We start from the raw sequence: 19782 nt of genomic DNA, 5'->3' as shown, positions 1-19782 counted from the left end.
TGTCTGAATGCTTACAGAAAAAACTTCTCGATGACTTCTGCCACCCCATGCCGATCATTCGTTTCCGTGACATGCCGAGCCAGCTGTTTCAGATCATTAGGAGCATTTCCCATCGCCACACCCATTCCGGCGAATCGGAGCATCTCTGCATCATTGTAATTGTCGCCTACAGCAACGATCTCGTCAGGCTGAATCGCAAGCTTCTCACTCACTATCGCAAGACCACTTGCCTTGGAGATGCCCACAGGCAATATTTCCAAATTATTCGCGCCTGATGCCGTCACGCGAACCCCCGAAAGCTCGGCTTTCTCCAGCTCTTGTCTTGCTGCCAACAGACGCTTCTCGTCACCCGTGACGAATATTTTTGGAGCACACACTTCCTGTTTACGAACGTATCCGGCTATCAAACGCGAAGCCTGGATTTTGAGCGGGTATTGATTTTTCCAGAGCTGGCGCAGTGTCCAGGCATTTAACAGCGGAAACAAGTCCGTCCACTTCCACGTGCGATTCGTGACAGCATAAGCCTCATGCAGCAGCATGACATCCAAGCCATGCGATACGAGTATATCTGTAATCCTCGCCGCTATCTCATACGGAATACGCTGTACGTATAGCACCTGATCCGTCTTGGGATCTGCGACATATGCGCCATCATGGGAAACAAGTGGTGTGCTGATCTGGAACTGCTGCGCCAACGATTTTGCCGATGGGTATGCCCTGCCGGTTGCCAGTGTGACGTGGACTCCTTGCTTCACTAACTGGGTAATGGCCCGCTCTGTTACTTTGGATAAGGTATGGTTCGACATCAAAATCGTTCCGTCCACATCCAAGGCGAGGAGTTTGTATTTCACACGAGTCCCATCCTTATGTGACGGGCTCGAAAAACTGGGGCAGATACTCCTTGTGCGCCTCCAGCATCTCATCGAGTATTTTTTTGGCGATCACATCAGACGGCACCAGCGGGTTAATATTCATCGCCAATAGCGCCTTATGGTAATCACCCGTTACAGCTGCCTCAGCTGCCACTCGCTCAAACGACTTGATTTGCTGTACGAGGCCACGCACGGGAACAGGTAAATCACCAACAGCCAAAGGAATCGGTCCTTCTCTTGTAATAACGCAATTCACTTCGACTGCCGAATCATCTGGAATGCTGGCAATCGCTCCATTGTTGCGAACATTTACCGTCTGGATATCGCGCTTGTCGTTGTAAATGGAGTAGATCAAATTGCAGGCAGCCTCACTGTAATAGGCACCGCCACGCTTCTCCAACTGCGGAGGCTTGATATCTAAGTCCGGGTCTTCGTAGAGTGCGAATAGCTCCGCTTCCACCTGCTTGACCACTTCAGCCCGCGTACCCTTCTGCTCCGCTTCTTCCAGCTCGTGCTCAAGCATCGTACGGGTCTGATAGTAGTAACGATGATACGGGCACGGGAGAATCCCCAATGCTTTGATGAAATCTTTATCCCAACCAAGGTCCAAAATGTTTTGCATCGTAATACCTGATTGGTCGCCCGTTATCTTATCGATTACCTGGGAAATGACGTTTTCCCCATCCAGGTACACACCCAGTCCGAAGATCATATGATTCAATCCGGCAAAATCAATATGAACCCGTGATTGCTCGACGCCTAAAACAGTGGCAACACCCATTTTCATCCCGATGGGAACATTGCATAGTCCAATGACCTTTTTGCGGTTGGTATACCGTAGCACTGCCTCTGTGACCATACCAGCCGGATTCGTGAAGTTAATCAGCCAAGCATCTGGACATAGCTCTTCCATGTCACGACAAATGTCCATAATGACCGGAATGGTACGCAAGCCTTTGAACAAGCCGCCGGGACCATTGGTTTCCTGACCGATTACTCCGTATTTCAAAGGAATACGCTCATCCTTGATCCGCGCTTCCAAGAGACCCACGCGCATTTGTGTTGTAACAAAATCTGCGCCCGCAAGTGCTTTCCGCCGATCCATCGTCAAATGGATCTCGATAGGCACCCCTGCCTTCTCTACCATCCTTTTTGCCAGGGCACCTACTGTTTGCAGCTTTTTCTCGCCCTCCGGAATATCCACCAGCCACAACTCTCGGACGGGCAACTCATCGTAGCGCTTGATGAAGCCTTCCACCAGCTCAGGTGTATAGCTAGACCCTCCACCGATCGTTACAATTTTGATTCCGCTCATACTCCTGCCTCCTTGCCTTCATGGATTTGGCTGTACAGCTCTACAAACTCCGTAGCCAAATCCTTGACTGTTATCGCGTTCATCAAATGATCCTGGGCGTGAATCAAGAGCATGCTGATCTCAGTCTTTTCGCCCGCTATCTCCTTTTGGATCAGTGCCGTTTGATTTTGGTGTGCACGACCGAGCTCTTCTCCTGCACGCTTCAACGCATCCTCTGCGCCTGACAAGTCTCTATTTTTTGCCAGAGCGATCGCTTCCATTGCCAGACTCCGCGCGTTTCCTCCGTGAAGTATTAGTTGAAAAATAACGTCTGTATGGTCCAAATCTATCTCCACCTATCCAAGTTCGCTAAAAGTCACGAGCTGTATTTTTTGATCACGAATGTATTGCTTTAACTCTGCTGCTGTTAAGATTTTCAATTCTGTGGTTCGTTGCTTTGCGTATGAACTGCCTGTCAGTACCGCTTCGTCCAAATAAGCAGGGTGCGTCATGATCTCAACTACAGGATAATCTGCCATATCCTCTACGATCCTGACGAAGGATTGTACGGTTAGGTCGTCTCCATAAAAATGATGAGAAAAGCCTTCTGTCGTCAAAACACTCGACTGGTCTCGCTGCTCCTCCGTCCCAGACATCCACGGATAGCGAACTGGCACTCTATATCCCTCTGCCAGCTTCAGAACAATTGGCAAAACGGCTGGATGTGCATGCACGTGGTGGTGGCTGTCGATATGCGTCAGCTTGAGCCCCGACGCCACGAACACCTCCAATTGAGCCCGCAGCTCCCGCTCGATCTCCTCCGGTGCAGCAGAAATCAAATGATCTTGCCCGCGTCGAAAACGCCCCTCTCCATCCGTTAGCGATGGTACATCCTGACTAACTGGCGATCCGCATGTGAGTACCAGATGAATGCCTACTCCGAGCGTTGGATGTTCTTTGGCCAGCCCTACAGCGTGCTCGAACCCCTCCATATTGACCATCAAGGTCGCAGAAGTAACGACTCCTTCCCGATGTGCTTCGACGATGCCCAGATTGACGCCTTTGGAATACCCAAAATCGTCTGCATTCACAATCAGTTTCATAGATAGCCTCTCCTCTAGCGATTACATAGTCACAGCTGTATCGGAAGCAGTACCAGCTTTTTCTTCACTTACCTTTTGTTTATCCCACAAGCGGAAGAACGGATAGTAGATCGCGAGCGAGATGAGGAAGTTCACCGCTTGAAGAACCATTCCCGATACTTTTCCGCCTGTAGCCAAATATCCGCTGACAAATAATGGTGTCGTCCACGGAACAGATACTCCGCTTGGCTTTGCTACCCATCCGAGCGACATCGCAAAATAGCTGATAATGACCAATATGACAGGGGTAATCACAAACGGAATAATCAAGAGCGGGTTCATGACGATCGGCATTCCGAAGATGACCGGTTCATTGATGTTAAACAAACCAGGTCCGATCGAGAGTCTACCGATGTTTTTCATCTGTTTGCTTCGTGCCATGAATACCATCAGGACAACGAGAGCCAAAGTGGCACCTGATCCCCCTGCATATATCCACATGTCAAAAAATTGCGTGGTGACGACGTTCGGCAATTCACCGTTTGGATTTGCTTGAAACGCCGCTCTGTTCTGGTCCATCAGTGTCAGCCAGATTGGACTCATAATGCCACCGACTATCGCCGCACCATGCAAACCAACTGCCCAGAGCACATGAATAAGCAACACACATATGATGGCGCCAATCAAGCTGCTGCCGACCACACTCAATGGTCCGACAAGCAAATCTTTTACAATATTATGAATACTCTCGAAGGAGGTGTTTTCCAGAAGAATACGAATCAGCCAGACAACGATAAGCACTGCACCCGCAGGGATCAATGCCACAAACGAACGAGAAACGGCAGGGGGAACTCCGGGTGGCATGGAGATGACGATTTTCATTTGGATAATTTTGCGGTAAATCTCGGTTCCTAAAATCGCCAATATCATGGCTACAAACAATCCCTGGCTACCCATCAGCGTGAGAGGAATGACTCCGCCAACTTCTTGGGCTGCACTCGCTCCTTCCGGGGTGAACATGATTTTATACGGAGTAGCGAGCAAGAAGGAAGCGACAGAAATCGCTCCAGCCGACAGCGGATCGACCTTGTATTTCTCTGCTAGTCGGTAGGCGACGCCAAAACTGACAATCAATCCCATGACGTCAAAAGTAGCGCCTACCGGATACAGCAGCTTCGTCCGCCATTTTTCGCCGAAAATACCGCCCATGAATTCGTCGTAACCAGGTATCGGTATGAAGCCAATGATGAGGAACAGTGAACCAATGATCAACAAAGGCAAAGTAAGGATAATTCCGTCACGAATGGCCTGCAGATGCTTTTGTTCCGCCATTTTTCCTGCTATCGGCATCATGCGGTTTTCCATAAATGAAACAAATCCGCCCATACGCATCCCCCTCCTACTGTTTTAGACGAAGTGCAAATTCAAGCACGTTTTTCCCGTTCAACGTTCCGTAATCAACGGTACTGATCACGTCTACAGGAATTCCTCTGGATGCCCCTTCTTTTTTCATCTCTGTCAGCTTGTAACGAACTTGTGGCCCCAACAAGAGCACTGCTGCTTGATCAATATGATTTTTCACGTCATCTGCGGAAACTGCCCATATTTTAGCGTCCAACCCTTTTTCTCTGGCAGCCTCCTCCATTTTTTGAACCAGCAAGCTTGTCGACATACCCGCTGCGCAACACAATAAAATATTCATTGATTGTACCCCCTCCTCTCGACGAGTGATGCCTTATTGTAAGAGCAAGTTACGTGCCAAAACACCAAAAAATGTATGCGCTTACCGAAAAAACCGCATGGGTAGGCATATTTCGCGACCTCATCGCCTGTCATCCCCATTAGTGTTTTTATGTAAGCGCTGTAGTGTTTGATTTTGAATATGGAAAAGACAAAAAATAAAACACTGGTTACGCCAGTGTTTTATTGTGTATGAAGAAATTCATGATAAAACAAACGTCGTCTTCGCTGATCACTACCTCATACTTGTCTTCCAGCGGCAATAATTCATGTCGGATTAAGCTGTACAGCTTGCGGTTCTCCAGCAAAAAACTGTCTTTTTGAATATACGCCACTGATTGCGTCCCTGCTTTCAAGCGATCAACCAGGCAGCAGATGTGCAAATAGGCCCCAATTCGCGTGTCAAAAACCAAAGAATTGTTCAGTCGCTCCTCCATACGGCCGACACACATCCTCACATCAGCGAGAATATCTTGTCCGTCTACCATTTGCAGGTGCTCCCCCAGCGACTCTTGCATCTTCAGGTAGGCCTCTTCCAGATCGATCACTTTCTGGATATCAGACATCGCCTCTCCGTTCAAAACATCGTCCATGCTATGGTGGCGCAACTCGCGGTCGAGAATGTAATTGCTCACCACGAAGAGAATTTTTCTCTCCTCCTTGATTTTTCGAAGCTGACTGCGGGCCTGTGCCTTATCGATCAGTTGCAGCGGCACGAACTCCAGCAGGTTATCATCGTACCTGAGCCTCGATTCCAGTAGTTTTTTTAAGAACAAGGCACTGCCTTCCCCAGAAAGGCAGGCTGCGACGATTGTCAGCGCCGGAACATGCTTTTGCGCCTGCTCTTTCGGCTGCTCCTCCCGCTGGTAGAGTGAAATGCCCAAGACATCTCGGTAAACATCCTCCAGTGAATGACCGAGCATCGCCTTTCGAGTGGCCTCAATCACATGTGGCGTGCTGACCATCGGAATGACTTTGACCGGAATGCCCATCTCCCGCTCGATGATCTCGCCAAAGCCGAGCAGCGACCCCATATCAACGAGCAACAGCAGCCCAGCCTTGCTCCCGATCTCTCTGGCTACTTTTAGTGCTTTTTCCAAAACACTCATGGAATCTTCTTCGAGCGGCAGGTCGATGGCTCTCGCATATTGTGTGACCAGTAATCGGTTTGTCACATCCACCATCGCTGTCGCACCGCCGTTGCCGTGCGTAATCACGAGCACCCCGATTGTTTCCCGTTCTTCCTCCATGCTGACATCGTCGAGTACGAAAAACATGGTCAAATATCCAGCCTCACCAATCGGCAGATCCATGAGTATCGCTTCTTCTATCATGCGCACGCACTCTAGCGCCACAGCAAACTCTTTCTTGTATTTGATTCGCACATGGTTGATTTGCGGATTTACGATCTGTTTGCCTTGTGCGAGGCGCTCCTTCGATGTCTGAATATGCAGCGCGAGACCAAAGATCACCTTCTGGCTCAAAATCTTCTCCAGCTTGGCCTCTGCGAAGCGAACGATCTCTTCCACGAGGTGAATGATGAACGGGTCGATAATCCGGGCCATGTCGCCCTTATTCACTCGTTGATGGACGCCTTTGATAAAGGTCGTAAAGTAATTCTCGATGTCAAACTCCAATTCTTCTTCACTCACACCGAGGTTTTGCAGTTCATATATTTTTTGCTCGATTTTTTCATAGACACTGTCCGTCGTATCCCCTGTTTCTCGTCCGATCCAGATGCCCTCTTTTGATGGCTGCACGACAAAGCAATTGTGCTCCGTCCCAATGATTTCGTCTAGCTCCTGCTTGTAATCCTTCACCAAAAGCAGCCCTTGCTTCACATGATGCGGCAGGTCCTGAACCGAAACGTGCAGCTGATTCTTTTTTAACGAAATGAATTCGGCATAAGCGCTGGCGCAGGTGAGCTGAATATCCGTTTTTAACTGTCCAATGTTATTCGGGCAGTGATAGCACAAGAATGCCTGCACAGCATTGGCTGATATCTGAATCTCTCTCCCCAACCGAAAAGCCTCTTCTTGAAAAATCTCCATCGTAATACTAAAGCGCTCTTCCAAGCCACGCTCAACCAAAGAGGGCAGCTTGATGACCATGGGAATACGCCTCATAAACGTTTTTAAGAGACTCGACTCCGGATTTTCTGTCGTGGCCATCACAATCTGGACGTAGGCCGTCCGCTCCATCTCTGTTTCCCCTACGCGGCGGAATATGCCCTTATCCATAAAGGTAAAAAAGATTTCCTGTCCTTCCGCTGGCAGCCGATGCACTTCATCGAGAAAAAGAATGCCACCGTCTGCCTTTTCCACTAGTCCTTTGCGGTCCATCTCCGCTCCGGTGTACGCCCCTTTTTTGACTCCGAACAATTGACTGATTAAGAGCTGCGGGTTATTAGCATAATCAGCGCAGTTAAAAATCACGAAAGGAGCATGCTTATCCAGGCGTCCAATATCAACGGCAAATTCGTGAATCATCCCTGCAAACCACGATTTGCCCACGCCGGTTTCCCCCAAAATCAAGCAATGCATCCCTCGCGGCGGATACAAAACGGCCGCCTTTGCCTGCTCAATACGCGTGATCAAGCTCTTGTTGGTTTTCGCCAGCCTGTCCAGCGACGTCTCCGCCAAATAGAGCGAATCGTTTCCTTGCTTGGCAAAAAACAGCGTCGGACGCCCTTCTTCCTTCTCGATTCGGCCTTCCTTCCACAAACGGTTCAAATCACTGCTCACATTCGCTCGACTCAAACCAAGCCGCTCAGCTAACTCTGAAGCGCTTACTTTTTTATCAGGACCAGCGTCTACTAACGTCTGGAATATTAAGTCTAATCGTTTCACTCTATCACCCACCGTTGAATAGATAGAAAGTCACGAAATGCACAACCAATCCTTTTCAATTCCACGAATATTTGGAAAAACCTGCTTTCCTATGAATATGATGGGCATATATACGTCCTTGTAAAAAAGGCCAATCTTGTCGTAAACCAAGATCAGCCTTCCATTTCCTTACTTTTTACACATTGACTTGTTGAATCGCTTGTCTCATGTCCAACGTATTGTCATTCATCGAACTGGACGCCTCGTGCACTTGCTTCATCATTTCTAGGTTCTGATTCGTTAGCATTCGAATTTGATTCGTTTGTTCGGTGACTCGGCTTGCAATCTGTGCAATGCTGTTGACAGTAGCCGCCACTTCTTCTGACCCCGCGGACAGCTCCTCCGTTGTAGCCGATACTTCTTGCACCTGTTCACTGACGAGTCGGAATGCCTGGACTGCATGCAGGAAGGATTGTTCTGCTTTGAAAGAAAGACCGACACCCGTTTCGATTTCTCGTGCCACGTTTTCCATTTCCTCACTGATCTTCTCTGACTCCCTGCAAATTCTGTCTAGCAGAGCTGCAATTTGATGCACGGACGTTGCAGAGGCGTCCGCCAGCTTGCTCACCTCTTTGGCCACCACTGTAAAGCCTAGACCGTGCTCTCCCGCTCTAGCCGCTTCAATCGAAGCATTCAGGGCCAAAATCTTGGTTTGCTCGGTGAACCCGCGAATCGTACCAAGTACGTTTTCAATCTGATTGGAATCGTGCTTCAATTGCATAGCAATGTCCAATGTCTGTGCAGCCGAAGCTGAAATATCTTTCATTTGGCTATTCATTCTTTTCATCGCGAAATCGCCAGAATGAGCCATCTCGAGAGCATGGACAGAAGCATCCGATACGGTTGCAGATGACTCTGCAATTCGGCTTATTCCCACCGTAATTTCTTCGATGGCAGTGGCACTGTCGGCTGCACTTTTCATCTGCGAATTGGCACCCTCGTATATCGCCTTTACATTTTCATTCACGTGCTGGCCCATCTCGAGCAAATGATCTGCACTATTGGCTAAATCCTTGGACGATACAACCAACTGATCAGAGGTCTTCTCCATATTGACAACCAAGCCACGAACACGGCTATGCAAGTTTTCGGACATGGTGAGCATCGCCTTATAGACCGTGCCAATTTCGTCCTCGGAGCGAACAGGCTTTTCTCGCAAAATAGCCCCTGCTTTCGCCAAATCCCCCAATGCCATTTGCTCTGCACTCGCCCTCACCGTATGTAATGGCCCCAATGCTCGTTGCACAAACCAGACAATCGCTCCAATTGCCGCAAGCATGATGATAAGCATAAACACATACACAGGAGTGCTTTTCCAGATCACGTTCGTTACGAGCTGCTCATACACAGCGACATCCGTATCTATACCCAGTGCACCAATCACAGAACCGCTGGCGTCCTTTACCGGAGCATAGGCAGATATGTACGTTCCATACTCTGGATTTTCGATGATCGGAGAGCTTGCCTTTTGACCAGCCATAACTGCCTGAACAGCTGCAGGAGGCATATCTGTCACTTCATTGATTGGGGAAGCTGAAGGGTCATTTGGCGGGCGTCCATCAATCATAATTTTAGGAACCTGGTTCTCGTCAAACCGCACGAAATACACGTAGATGGCTCCAATTTGCGTTCGAAACACATCCAGCTCTTTACGCAACGACCAATAAAGCTCGGTCTCCTCTGGCTGCCTTAAAAATTCAGCGTATCGATCAGGATTCATTTGAGCCGCGTAGCTCTCCACAATACGCAAATTGTAGCTATCGATTCCATCCTCCACAGCGGATCTGGTCTGCACAACCTGTGTAGCAACACTCCCCGCCGCAAGTAAGATCAAAACGGCGATGATGACACACAAAATACGGACAATCAAATGCTTTTTCATGAATGATACCATCCGCTCGCTTCTCCCCCGTGCCTTATGATGAACAAATGATGACGCTTACTTTTAATTGCACGATTACCATCATAGGCGATTTCGAAGATTACGGATAGATATGTATATTCTGAATATAAACACCTGCACACTTGTCCATCCTTTAATTTTTCCGTGTCCTTTGACTTATGTACGATATAATAGATAAATAATGATTGACAGGAGATAGCAAATCCATGATGGTTTTCATCTTGTTTACCATATGGGCATTAGGTCTGTTCGTACTGTTCACAGACCCGAAACGAACGTCGATCCGCTGGGCTTGTGCGACTGCCTTTGTTGGGGCTGGGGGCTTTATCTCAGGCGTGATTGACGAGACGATCATGCCCTATTTTGCAGATTACCTGGCCGCAAAGCCCGGAACCACGAACACCCTGATATTGGTAAGCCGCATCTCTTCTTTTCTTTGCCAAGTGGGTTTGCCCTACACGTTTCTCATGTTTGCTGTACACTCAACTGAATTTTTGTCTCGCAGAGTAAAGCTGACGATACAATACACCGCTCTCATCCTGCCGTTTGGGATGCTTTGGATTACACCCGTTTATCCCGAGCTGCTTTTTAACTACTGGATTATGGTGGCATGGGTGATTCCGTTTTTTCTGTTCTCCTGTACGCTGCTTGTCGTGCAGTACATGCGAGAAAAAGACCCACTCGTGAAAAAGAACAGCTTTTTCACGAACGTACTCATCATCATTCCGTTGTTTTTCGTCTTTATTTTCATCTACATCATGCGTATCCAGAACGATTACGAGGCTTGGCGCTACAACATGCTCGTAGTCACGATCCAGTTTATCCTGATCGTTGCCATCAGCTTGAAATACGGCTTCCTTGGCGTCCGTCTCCGCGTAGAAAAAAGACGTCTGGACAGTACCTTGCGCGCCTTGACTTCCGGTGCCCAAATCATTAACCATACGATCAAAAATGAAGTAGGCAAAATCTCGCTGTATGCCGATCGTATCGAGACATATGCGGATGAAACCAACCAGCCGTCACTAAAAGAAGACGCGCTTGTCCTGATGCAATCCTCGCAGCATATGCTGGACATGATGAATCGGATTCAAAACCAGCTGCGGGACGTCGAGCTGCGCGAAGAACCATGTGACCCCGGCCAAATTATCGGGCAAGTCACACAAAATCTGACGCCCTATATCTTGAAACAACAGGTAGAAATCGTAAGTGAATTGGACGAAACACTTCGCTTGTATGGCGATGGAGTACAACTGCGCGAAGTCATCACCAACTTGTGCATGAATGCGCTGGAAGCCATGAAGTCGGGCGGCAAGCTTCATCTTCAGCTATTTTTGTCCCACAAGCATCTCATCATCACTGTCGCGGACACAGGCACAGGCATTACCAAAGAGAACCTGCCTCATGTACTCGATCCTTTTTTCTCGACAAAAAGGACAGGACAAAACTTTGGTCTTGGACTCTCCTACTGCTACAATGTCATGCAAAAGCATCAGGGCCAATTGGAAATCTACAGTGAGCAAGGCAAAGGAACCACCGTTTTCCTGTTCTTCCCGAAAAAGCGCGTCATCATAACCGACTCTGAATAGCGAAAGGACGCTCACAAACATGAATCCAATCAGGGTATTTTTAGTAGAGGACGACCCCGTCTGGCGCAAAGGTCTCATTGACTTCCTGAACAAAGAACCGGATCTCACTGTAGTAGGGGAAGCCGGGTTCAAAGCAGAAGCAATCGAGCGCTTTTTGCCTGCCAAAGCGGATGTCATCTTAATGGACATTAACTTGACTGAGAACAATCTGGACGGAATCGAGACGGCAATCGAATTCATGGCACTCCAAGCTGATAGTAAAATCATCATGCTCACCTCTCTGACAGACGAGGCAGTGATCGTGGAATCCTTCTCAGCGGGTGCCGTCAATTACATCAGCAAATCGAACTTCAAGGAAATACCCGACGCCATCCGTGCTGCTCACAACAGCCAATCTGCCATTCACCCTACGGCAGCTGCGGCACTGCGTAACGAATTTTTGCGTTTGAAAAACGATGAAAATCAAAAGCTGTTATCTCCCGCAGAAAGGGACATCCTACAACTAATCCACCAAGGTCATACGCAGACGCAGATTGAACAATCTCTCCACATCACGAAGCGTACGATCAAAAATCACATCAACCGAATCCTCAAAAAAATGGGCGTCAAAACAAGCAAAGAAGCGGCCGCAAAAGCCAGCCAAAAAAAGCTATTCTAGGTCTTATTACCAGGTACCAATGAATGTTGGTACTTTTTTTACATGCTCCACTCCTTACAATGAAAGCTATAGAACAACGCAATTATCACTTGTAAAGGTGTGGTCCACATGGCCCTTATTTATTCTTTCTTAAAAACGATATTGATGTTATGGTTCCGTCCTCGTGTGCTTGGACTCTCCAAAATCGACTTGTCGAAGCCATCTCTTATCACTCCCAATCACGTCTCCTTGCTAGATGCGGTACTCCTATCCTTTTGCTTGCCAAAAGAAGCGACCTTTGTCGTCAACACGGAGATCGCCAAGCGGTTTGCGTTTTTCCTTCGCTTCCGCAAGCATATCGCGATCGATCCGCTCAACCCGTACTCCATCCGCCATATGCTCCGCGTCCTCCGCAACGGACATACGCTGGTGATTTTTCCAGAAGGTCGGATCACTACGACGGGCGGTATCATGAAAATCTACAGCGGTGTCGGCTATCTCGCTCTACGTACCGGCGTAACGGTTTACCCGATCATCATTAAAGGCCTGGAACGTTCGATCTTCTCGTATTTGAAAGGGAAGCTGAAGCTCTCCTGGTTCCCGGATGTGACCATAACAGTAGGCACTCCGTTCACTATCGAGCGCGACCAAAACCTGTCGATGCGCGAACAAAAAGCCACGGCCAATGATCGTATTCTGCGTATTCTCCAAGAAGGCTTGTTCGAGAGCCAGATGAAGCAAAACGTGAATCTGTTTGATGAAGTTCTCGAAGCAGCTCGCCTGAATGGTGCAAAAATGGAAATCGCCAAGGACTTGACGTCAGCGATCGACTACAAGACCTTGTTAATCGGCAGCTACTTACTCGGCAACAAATTGCAGCCAATGCTCTTGGGAAAACCGGTTGTCGGTGTATTTCTTCCCAATTCAGTAGGTCATCTCGTAACGTTACTATCGTTGTTCCGCATCGGAGCCACGCCAGCCATTCTGAACTTTTCACTTGGCATTCGTTCGCTACTGGATTGCTGTGAGACTGCTCATATCGATACGATCCTGACCTCGCGTGTATTCATTGAAAAAGGGAAGCTGGAGCACATCATCGCAGGTCTTTCACCGAGCATGAAAATTATTTATCTCGAGGATTTGAAAGCATCCGCGACTGCTTTTGACAAAGTGTCCGCACTCTTCTCTTATTTGCGGAAGAAAAAAGCTTCAGCGGCTAAGAACGAGCTGATCCTCTTCACCTCCGGTAGTGAGAGCAAGCCAAAAGGTGTCATCCTGACGCATACGAATCTGTACGCAAACATCCAACAAGTGACCAGCGTGATCGATATCACGAGTCGCGACAAGTTTTTCAATGCACTGCCGATGTTCCACAGCTTCGGACTAACTGTAGGAACGCTTGTACCAGTCGTCAAAGGAATTCCAGTCTATCTGTACCCAAGTCCGTTGCATTACAAGGCGATTTCGGAATTGGTCTATGATCAAAACGCAACGATTCTCTTCGGAACCTCGACCTTTATGGCTGGTTACGGACGTATGGCCCACCCTTACAACTTCTACTCCCTGCGCTACGTATTTGCAGGAGCAGAAAAACTGAAGGACGATGTGCGCAAGCTGTGGATGGAAAAGTTCGGTGTACGGATTTTTGAAGGCTATGGGGCAACGGAAACAGCACCGATCCTGTCGCTCAACACGCCGCTGGCTAACAAACCAGGAACCGTCGGTCGTTTGATGCCAGGAATGTCCGCCAAACTGGAAGCAGTAGAAGGAATCGATGCTGGCGGAGAGCTTTTGGTGAAGGGTCCAAACGTCATGAAGGGTTATATGATTCACGGAAAAGGCTTTGTTCCCGCTGAGGAATGGTACCACACAGGTGATTTGGTTACAGCTGACAAGGACGGCTTTCTCAGCATCCAATCCCGTCTGAAGCGCTTCGCCAAAATCGGCGGCGAGATGGTTTCGCTCAATCTGGTTGAAGAACTGGCTATGCAATGCTTCGGACACTCTGGTTTTGCTGCGATCACAGTGAATGATCAGCGAAAAGGTGAGCGTGTCCTGCTTTTTACCACAGATGAATCGGTTCAGCTGAGCCAATTACGCGCGTATTTGACGGAAAAACAATACTCGCCACTACTCATACCAGGTACGATGCAAGTAATCAAAGCTCTACCACTTCTCGGTAGCGGCAAAACGGATTATGTCAGTCTGAAACAGCTGGCCGAAACGGGAGGAAAATGATGTGAACATACGATTAAAACCACTACAAGCCCTGTACTTCACTCAATTTCTATCGGCCTTTGCCGACAACATGATTTTGTTTGTCATCGCGAATCTGCTTCGGGAGAACGGTTTTTCTCCCGCGATGCTTGCACTCGTATCCATTTCATTCTTTCTTCCTTACGTCTTTCTCGCTCCACTGGTTGGGCCTTTTGCCGACAAGCATGCCAAGTCTTTCGTGCTGGTGATCGGCAACCTGATTAAAGCGCTTGGTGTCGTCCTGCTGTTTTTCATTGACCAGTCGAGCATCTTGATGCTGATGTTGTGTTACTTCACAGTAGGAGTCGGAGCGGTCGTGTATTCTCCGGCAAAGTATGGAATCTTGCCGGAGCTGACTCGAAATGAAGATGAACTGTTTCATGCGAATGCACGCATCGAAGCCTATACGATCTTTGCGATTTTGACAGGAATCGGTGGTGGTGGAGCCATCGCGAACATGACAGCGCCGCTTATCTCGTCAGGAATTTGTCTGCTGATCTATTTGCTGTCGCTTGGTATGACTTTCTTCATTCCTCGTATGAGAGGGGATGCATCCATTCGCTATGGGGCAGAAGCACGACGCTTTTTCATCGACTTCCAGCACCTGATGAATCGCCCAGAAACGAGCTTTGCCCTGATTGGAACCGGAGCGTTCTGGATGTCCTCTGCTGTCCTGCGCGTGGCCGTTCTGGCCTGGATTCCCCTCGCGCTTGGGATTAACCCGGAGAGCTTCTCTGTATCGCTGATTCTGGCAACGACATCCATCGGAATTATTGCCGGAGCTTTTCTCGCTCCCAAGCTCATTCCTTTGTCTCATTTCACTCGATCGCTGACTTATGGATTCGGAATGTTTCTCATCATCGTGCTATTCCCTTGGACGAACATCACCTTTGTTGCCATCTGTCTATTGCTTCTCGTCGGATTCATGGGTGGCGTGTTCATTATCCCGATGAATACGGTCTTGCAGGACGAAGGCAAGCGGATGGTCGGTTCAGGAAAAACGATTGCGATTCAGAACTTCATCGAGAATCTGCTAATGGCAGTAGGCTCCGGCATTTACTACCTGATCACCTATATCGGCATCTCCGTCTCCGGTGCGATTGTTGGTCAAGGGTTGCTGTTGCTCGGCTTCCTGTTGTACTTGGTGAAGTATCGCAGAAGAATCGTTCGTTGACAGATTGGCGTCATAGAAAAAGAAAAAGCCGTGACTACTCGCGTCACGGCTTTCTTGCGTTCATCTCTGTTATTTCTTTTGCTGCGTTTTGGTTGTCGGTGTGACCGATTTTTCCGCAGCCTTTCTCGCTTCGTTCAACTGATGATAAAATTCACCTTTTGTTTTGATTGTCGCGAACTTCGCTGCATCGGCTTTTGCTTTTGCTGACAGCTCGGTGATTTCTTCTTTGGTTACCGCGTCCTTGATGTTGATGGAAGCGATATTGGTGTATTTGCCATCTGCCGTTTTCGGAACGCTCAGAATGCCTGCATTGATCAGCTCTACTACGTCCTTGCGTTCAGGTGCAGTGGTGTCCACACCTGTAATCTTCCAGTTGTTTTGTACTTTTGGATCGTAAACGCCCTTTTTCACTTCTTTCAGGTACGCAATAGCACGGTTGCGGATCGTTCCACCCGTTTCACCAAACGCACTGTTGTCTTTGGAAGACCACAGCTGTTCGAACTTGCGTCCTTCCAATGCGCCACCTTTTGCCTGCAAAGCTTCCATCCGGTATGAGTTCATTCCGAGCTTCAAGGTATCTTCAGCCTTGATCGGTGTCTCATCGAGCTTGCGCAGGTTCGTGATGCGACTGCCGTATGGCTTGGTCAGGTCGATTTCGTATTTCACGCCACCGAAGAAATCGTTGGTGCTGTATTTGGAAGCGCGGCGTTTTGGATCAAAGCTAACTGTCACATCACCAGGGCGCGTGGAATTGAAGTAACCCACAGCCCATTCCATGTAGTCTTTCAAGTCTTTTCCGGCTACTTTGTAAACGGTAATCTCGCCACCCGCGTATTGGTAGTTGTAGGCGATATCCTTTTTCTTGATCGGACCTACGTCCAGCTTTGCTTTGTCGTTGTCGATCTGGTGAGCAACCACATCTGCTTTGCTATAGTAGAGCATCACTTCATGGAAAAAGTCGGATAGCAGCGTCTCCTGAATTTGTACCGTCGGGATGCCCTCGACCTCGTTTTTCGGTACCAGGTTCATGCCTTTGAGCTCTGCTACGACGATGTTGGCATCTGCACGTGCGAACTCATGGAAAGGCTTGAGCTTGGTCTCCAGCGCTGCATCGGATACCGCTGGTGTGCCATCTGCGCCTTTTACAGGGACCGCAGTCGCTTCCTTGTTAGTCAGCACGACCTTGCCGTCTTTCTTTTCGAAAGTCAGGTCAATGCGAGAGAGATGCGTACCGTATTTGTCTGGCTCTGTGATGAGGACGCCGTTGATCTCTTCCTTTTTCACAAGCTTGTGCATGTGACCTGCAAAAATCGCAGTCAGTTCTGGAACGGCGTTTGCGATATCTGCTACGCCCGTACCCGGAATACCGTTTTCATTCTCGATGCCCATGTGCATGAGACCGATCATGACGTCTACTTTGCCTTCCAGCTCTTTTACGGCTTTCTTGGTTTCTTCTACCGGATTTTTGATCACGAGGCCATCCAGATGATCGGTCCCTTTTTCGAAATCGGTAATCATCGGCGTGTTCATCCCAATGACGCCGATTTTTACACCGCCACGCTCAATGATCGTGTACGCAGGCAAGAAACGCTCGCCATTTTCCTTGTAAATGTTCCCTGCCAAAACAGAGCCTTTGTATTGGCTGCTGACCTTGTCCAATACATCGAGTCCAAAATTAAATTCATGATTGCCAAAAGCCCACGCGTCATAGTTCATTTCGTTCATCGCGACCATGATAGGAGACTGCGGTTGGTCGTTGAAAAGCTCTGCCGAGTTGTCTTGGATCGAATCGCCTGCATCCAGCAACACAGTGTTCGGATTTTCTTTGCGAATCTCTTTAATCATCGTGAACAACTGCGTCATGCTGCCATTTGGATTCGGACCATCCAGAGCATAATCCCACGGCATGAATCGTCCGTGAATGTCAGATGTACCCAGCAGCGTAATTTTGGTAGGTGTTTCTGCGGCCTTTACCGGTGCGGCGATCCCCATCATCGCACTGCCAAGCACCATGGATGTAAGTGCTACACTTAATAAGCCCTTCGCTAGTTTTTTCATGTTTTCCCCTCTGTCTCTCTTAATCTGTCAGTGCCCTCAATGTTGTTGCTCTTATTGTCCTCCTGTTCTATTTTGTATGAAAATTCTGGTTTGCTATCTAACTATAGCAGGCATATGAAAGGAAAAATAGCAAAAAAAGCCGTGACGTAAATGTCACGACTTGATCGCTACATAGTTCTGCAAACACTCCAAAAAGAGTTCTCCGTACTTCTCGAATTTCGCGTCGCCTACTCCTTTGATCTGGAGCATGGCCTGTTTGTCAGTCGGACAAACACTGCTCATTTCCTTCAAGGTACTGTCTGGGAAAATCACGTACGGCGGTACTTTTTGTCGCGTCGAGATTTCCTTGCGCAATGCACGTAGATGCTCGAACAACTCGTCATCCTCTGTCAGTTGCACAGGACGTATCGCTATTTTTTGCACGACGCGCTCTTCGCCCCGCAGAACAGGCAATGCCCGCTCCCCCAGCTTTACGATTGGATATTGGCTCTCCGTCACTTGCAAATAGCCTTCGGCAATGAGGAGCTGGATCAAGTCTGCGATCTCTTTTTCCTTGTATTCCTTCATCAGACCGTACGTAGGCAACTGATCGAAGGAAAACTGGGTAACCTTTTTATTCTTGGAGCCTTTGAGTACCTGCGCGACGAGTGCGGCACCGAAGCGCTCTCTCATACGTTTGACGCAGGAGAAAATCTTCTGCGCTTCGAGCGTAATATCGGACAGCTCAGTCTCATCGGTGCAGTTCGCACATCGTCCACATACGGCAGCATCTGTTTCGCCGAAGTATTGCACGATGTTTTGCTGCAAGCAGCGCGGCGTCCGGCAATAGTCGATCATCGCGTACAGCTTTTTGTACTCAAGCTCCTTGCGCTCGTCCAGCAGTTGATTCTGCTCGATGAAAAACGTTTGTGTCTGGATATCCTGTGGCTGAAACAGTAGAATACACTCACTTGGCTCCCCATCGCGTCCCGCACGGCCTGCTTCTTGGTAATACGCCTCCAGGTTTTTCGGCATGTTGTAATGAATGACGTAGCGCACATTGGACTTGTCGATGCCCATACCAAATGCGTTGGTCGCGATCATCGTCCGGACATCATCGTACAGAAATGCCTCCTGGTTGGCCGCACGCTCCTCTTCCGTCAGTCCTGCATGGTATTTGGTCACAGCAAAGCCACGCTTGTCCAAATCTGCATGCAAGGCGTCCACGTCTTTTCTCGTTGCCGCATAAATAATGCCCGCCTGCTGCTTATTCGCCCGCAAGTACGCCTGAATGAATTCTCGACGGTTCTCCCCCTTGCGTACAGACAAGATGAGATTGTCTCTGCCAAACCCTGTGATAAAAAGGCGCTCGTCCTGTAATTGTAGCTGTAGCTTGATGTCCTCTGTTACTTCCGGAGTCGCTGTCGCCGTCAAGGCTGCGACGAGCGGGCGCTGTGGCAAAGATTGAAGAAAACGAGCAATCGCCAAATAACTCGGACGGAAATCGTGCCCCCACTGCGAGACGCAATGCGCTTCGTCCACTGCTATAAACGAAATCGGTACATCCTGAATCAGGTTTTGGAACGCCTCGGATTCCAAACGCTCTGGAGCGATATACAACAGCTTGTACTCTCCTCGAGCTGCCATACGCAGTCGATCGCGAACCTCGCTATAATCCAGTGAGCTGTTAATTTGGGTGGCGGGAATGCCCATGCTGACTAGCACGTCGACCTGATCCTTCATCAGCGAGATGAGTGGGGAGATCACGATGGTTACGCCGTCCTGGAGCATCGCTGGGACTTGATAACAGATGGATTTCCCGCCACCTGTGGGCATGATGCCTACGGTGTCATGTCCAGCTAACAGGCTCGTGATGATTTTTTTCTGGCCTTCTCGAAATGATTCGTAGCCAAAGTACTTTCGTAAAATCTCTTGCGCTTTATCTAACAAAGAGAATCACCTTCTCTTTCGACGGATTTTCAATGGTTTCTATTAGTGTAAACATAGGCATTGGGACAAAACAAGGGGGGACTGGTTTGTTTGGGTCAACATGGTGGAGGAGAAGAAAAAGCACAGTTCTCTTCGACTCTGACACGCCAGCATGGGGGATTGACTGGCCGTCTCCACTTAAAAAAGGGGACCGTCGAGCCAAAGCCACCCTACGGGCGGAAGTTTCTCAAGGGAGATGTGTTCGACAAGCGTGGTCCCCTTTTTAAGTTCTGACTGGGTAGGCGTTGTCAAGGTCTGCTAGCCCTGTGCTTTTTCTTCTCACCAGCTTTGGTCGTTCATCGATACCTCTGATACTATCAAATA

The 19782-nt window shown here is 48.7% G+C and carries 14 protein-coding genes; 4 read left to right on the top strand and 10 right to left on the bottom strand.

Annotated features, from left to right (window positions below; all coding sequences use genetic code 11):
- Window positions 1-11 precede the first annotated feature (11 nt).
- The 8 genes from ACM6JA_RS30550 to ACM6JA_RS30515 all read right to left on the bottom strand — a co-directional run bounded on the left by ACM6JA_RS30550 (window position 12) and on the right by ACM6JA_RS30515 (window position 9758).
- Window positions 12-851, bottom strand: coding sequence for a Cof-type HAD-IIB family hydrolase (locus ACM6JA_RS30550; protein ID WP_414855430.1), 840 nt, complete (start codon window positions 849-851; stop codon window positions 12-14).
- 13 nt (window positions 852-864) lie between these two features.
- Window positions 865-2187 (bottom strand): 6-phospho-beta-glucosidase, encoded by a 1323-nt coding sequence (locus tag ACM6JA_RS30545; protein WP_414855429.1) that lies wholly within the window; start codon window positions 2185-2187, stop codon window positions 865-867.
- Window positions 2184-2510 (bottom strand): PTS lactose/cellobiose transporter subunit IIA, encoded by a 327-nt coding sequence (locus ACM6JA_RS30540; protein ID WP_039960970.1) that lies wholly within the window; start codon window positions 2508-2510, stop codon window positions 2184-2186. Before ACM6JA_RS30540 ends, ACM6JA_RS30545 begins: the two co-directional genes overlap by 4 nt.
- A gap of 12 nt (window positions 2511-2522) precedes the next feature.
- Window positions 2523-3269, bottom strand: a complete 747-nt coding sequence (gene chbG, locus ACM6JA_RS30535) for a chitin disaccharide deacetylase (RefSeq protein WP_414855428.1) — start codon at window positions 3267-3269, stop codon at window positions 2523-2525.
- A gap of 21 nt (window positions 3270-3290) precedes the next feature.
- Window positions 3291-4634 carry a PTS cellobiose transporter subunit IIC gene (gene celB / locus ACM6JA_RS30530; protein ID WP_414855427.1) on the bottom strand — a complete coding sequence of 448 codons (1344 nt, stop codon included), beginning with the start codon at window positions 4632-4634 and terminating at the stop codon, window positions 3291-3293.
- Between the two features lie 13 nt (window positions 4635-4647).
- Window positions 4648-4950, bottom strand: coding sequence for a PTS sugar transporter subunit IIB (locus ACM6JA_RS30525; protein WP_007724569.1), 303 nt, complete (start codon window positions 4948-4950; stop codon window positions 4648-4650).
- Between the two features lie 208 nt (window positions 4951-5158).
- Window positions 5159-7837, bottom strand: coding sequence for a sigma 54-interacting transcriptional regulator (locus ACM6JA_RS30520; protein ID WP_414855426.1), 2679 nt, complete (start codon window positions 7835-7837; stop codon window positions 5159-5161).
- Between the two features lie 175 nt (window positions 7838-8012).
- A complete protein-coding gene (locus tag ACM6JA_RS30515; RefSeq protein WP_414855425.1) occupies window positions 8013-9758 on the bottom strand; it encodes a methyl-accepting chemotaxis protein in 1746 nt (581 codons plus the stop codon).
- Between the two features lie 227 nt (window positions 9759-9985).
- Here ACM6JA_RS30515 and ACM6JA_RS30510 point away from each other — a divergent pair, with 227 nt between their 5' ends.
- From ACM6JA_RS30510 to lplT, 4 genes are all read left to right on the top strand, one after another.
- Window positions 9986-11365 carry a HAMP domain-containing sensor histidine kinase gene (locus ACM6JA_RS30510; protein ID WP_414855424.1) on the top strand — a complete coding sequence of 460 codons (1380 nt, stop codon included), beginning with the start codon at window positions 9986-9988 and terminating at the stop codon, window positions 11363-11365.
- Between the two features lie 19 nt (window positions 11366-11384).
- Window positions 11385-12023, top strand: a complete 639-nt coding sequence (locus tag ACM6JA_RS30505) for a response regulator (protein ID WP_414855423.1) — start codon at window positions 11385-11387, stop codon at window positions 12021-12023.
- Window positions 12024-12131: 108 nt separating this feature from the next.
- Window positions 12132-14240: an AMP-binding protein gene (locus ACM6JA_RS30500; RefSeq protein WP_414855422.1), complete on the top strand. Its 2109-nt coding sequence runs from the start codon at window positions 12132-12134 to the stop codon at window positions 14238-14240.
- Window position 14241: 1 nt separating this feature from the next.
- A complete protein-coding gene (lplT, locus tag ACM6JA_RS30495) occupies window positions 14242-15432 on the top strand; it encodes a lysophospholipid transporter LplT (RefSeq protein WP_414855421.1) in 1191 nt (396 codons plus the stop codon).
- Window positions 15433-15501: 69 nt separating this feature from the next.
- Here lplT and ACM6JA_RS30490 read toward each other — a convergent pair whose 3' ends face one another.
- Entirely contained in the window at window positions 15502-17445 is a 1944-nt protein-coding gene (locus ACM6JA_RS30490; RefSeq protein ID WP_414855527.1) for a bifunctional metallophosphatase/5'-nucleotidase, read from the bottom strand.
- Between the two features lie 198 nt (window positions 17446-17643).
- Complete coding sequence (gene recQ, locus ACM6JA_RS30485; protein WP_414855420.1) at window positions 17644-19419, bottom strand: DNA helicase RecQ; 1776 nt, start codon at window positions 19417-19419, stop codon at window positions 17644-17646.
- Window positions 19420-19782 lie beyond the last annotated feature (363 nt).

Source organism: Brevibacillus sp. IT-7CA2 (assembly GCF_949767855.1).
GTDB lineage: Bacteria > Bacillota > Bacilli > Brevibacillales > Brevibacillaceae > Brevibacillus.
Note: the sequence above shows the minus strand (reverse complement) of the source record. Positions and strands in the feature narration are given on the sequence as shown.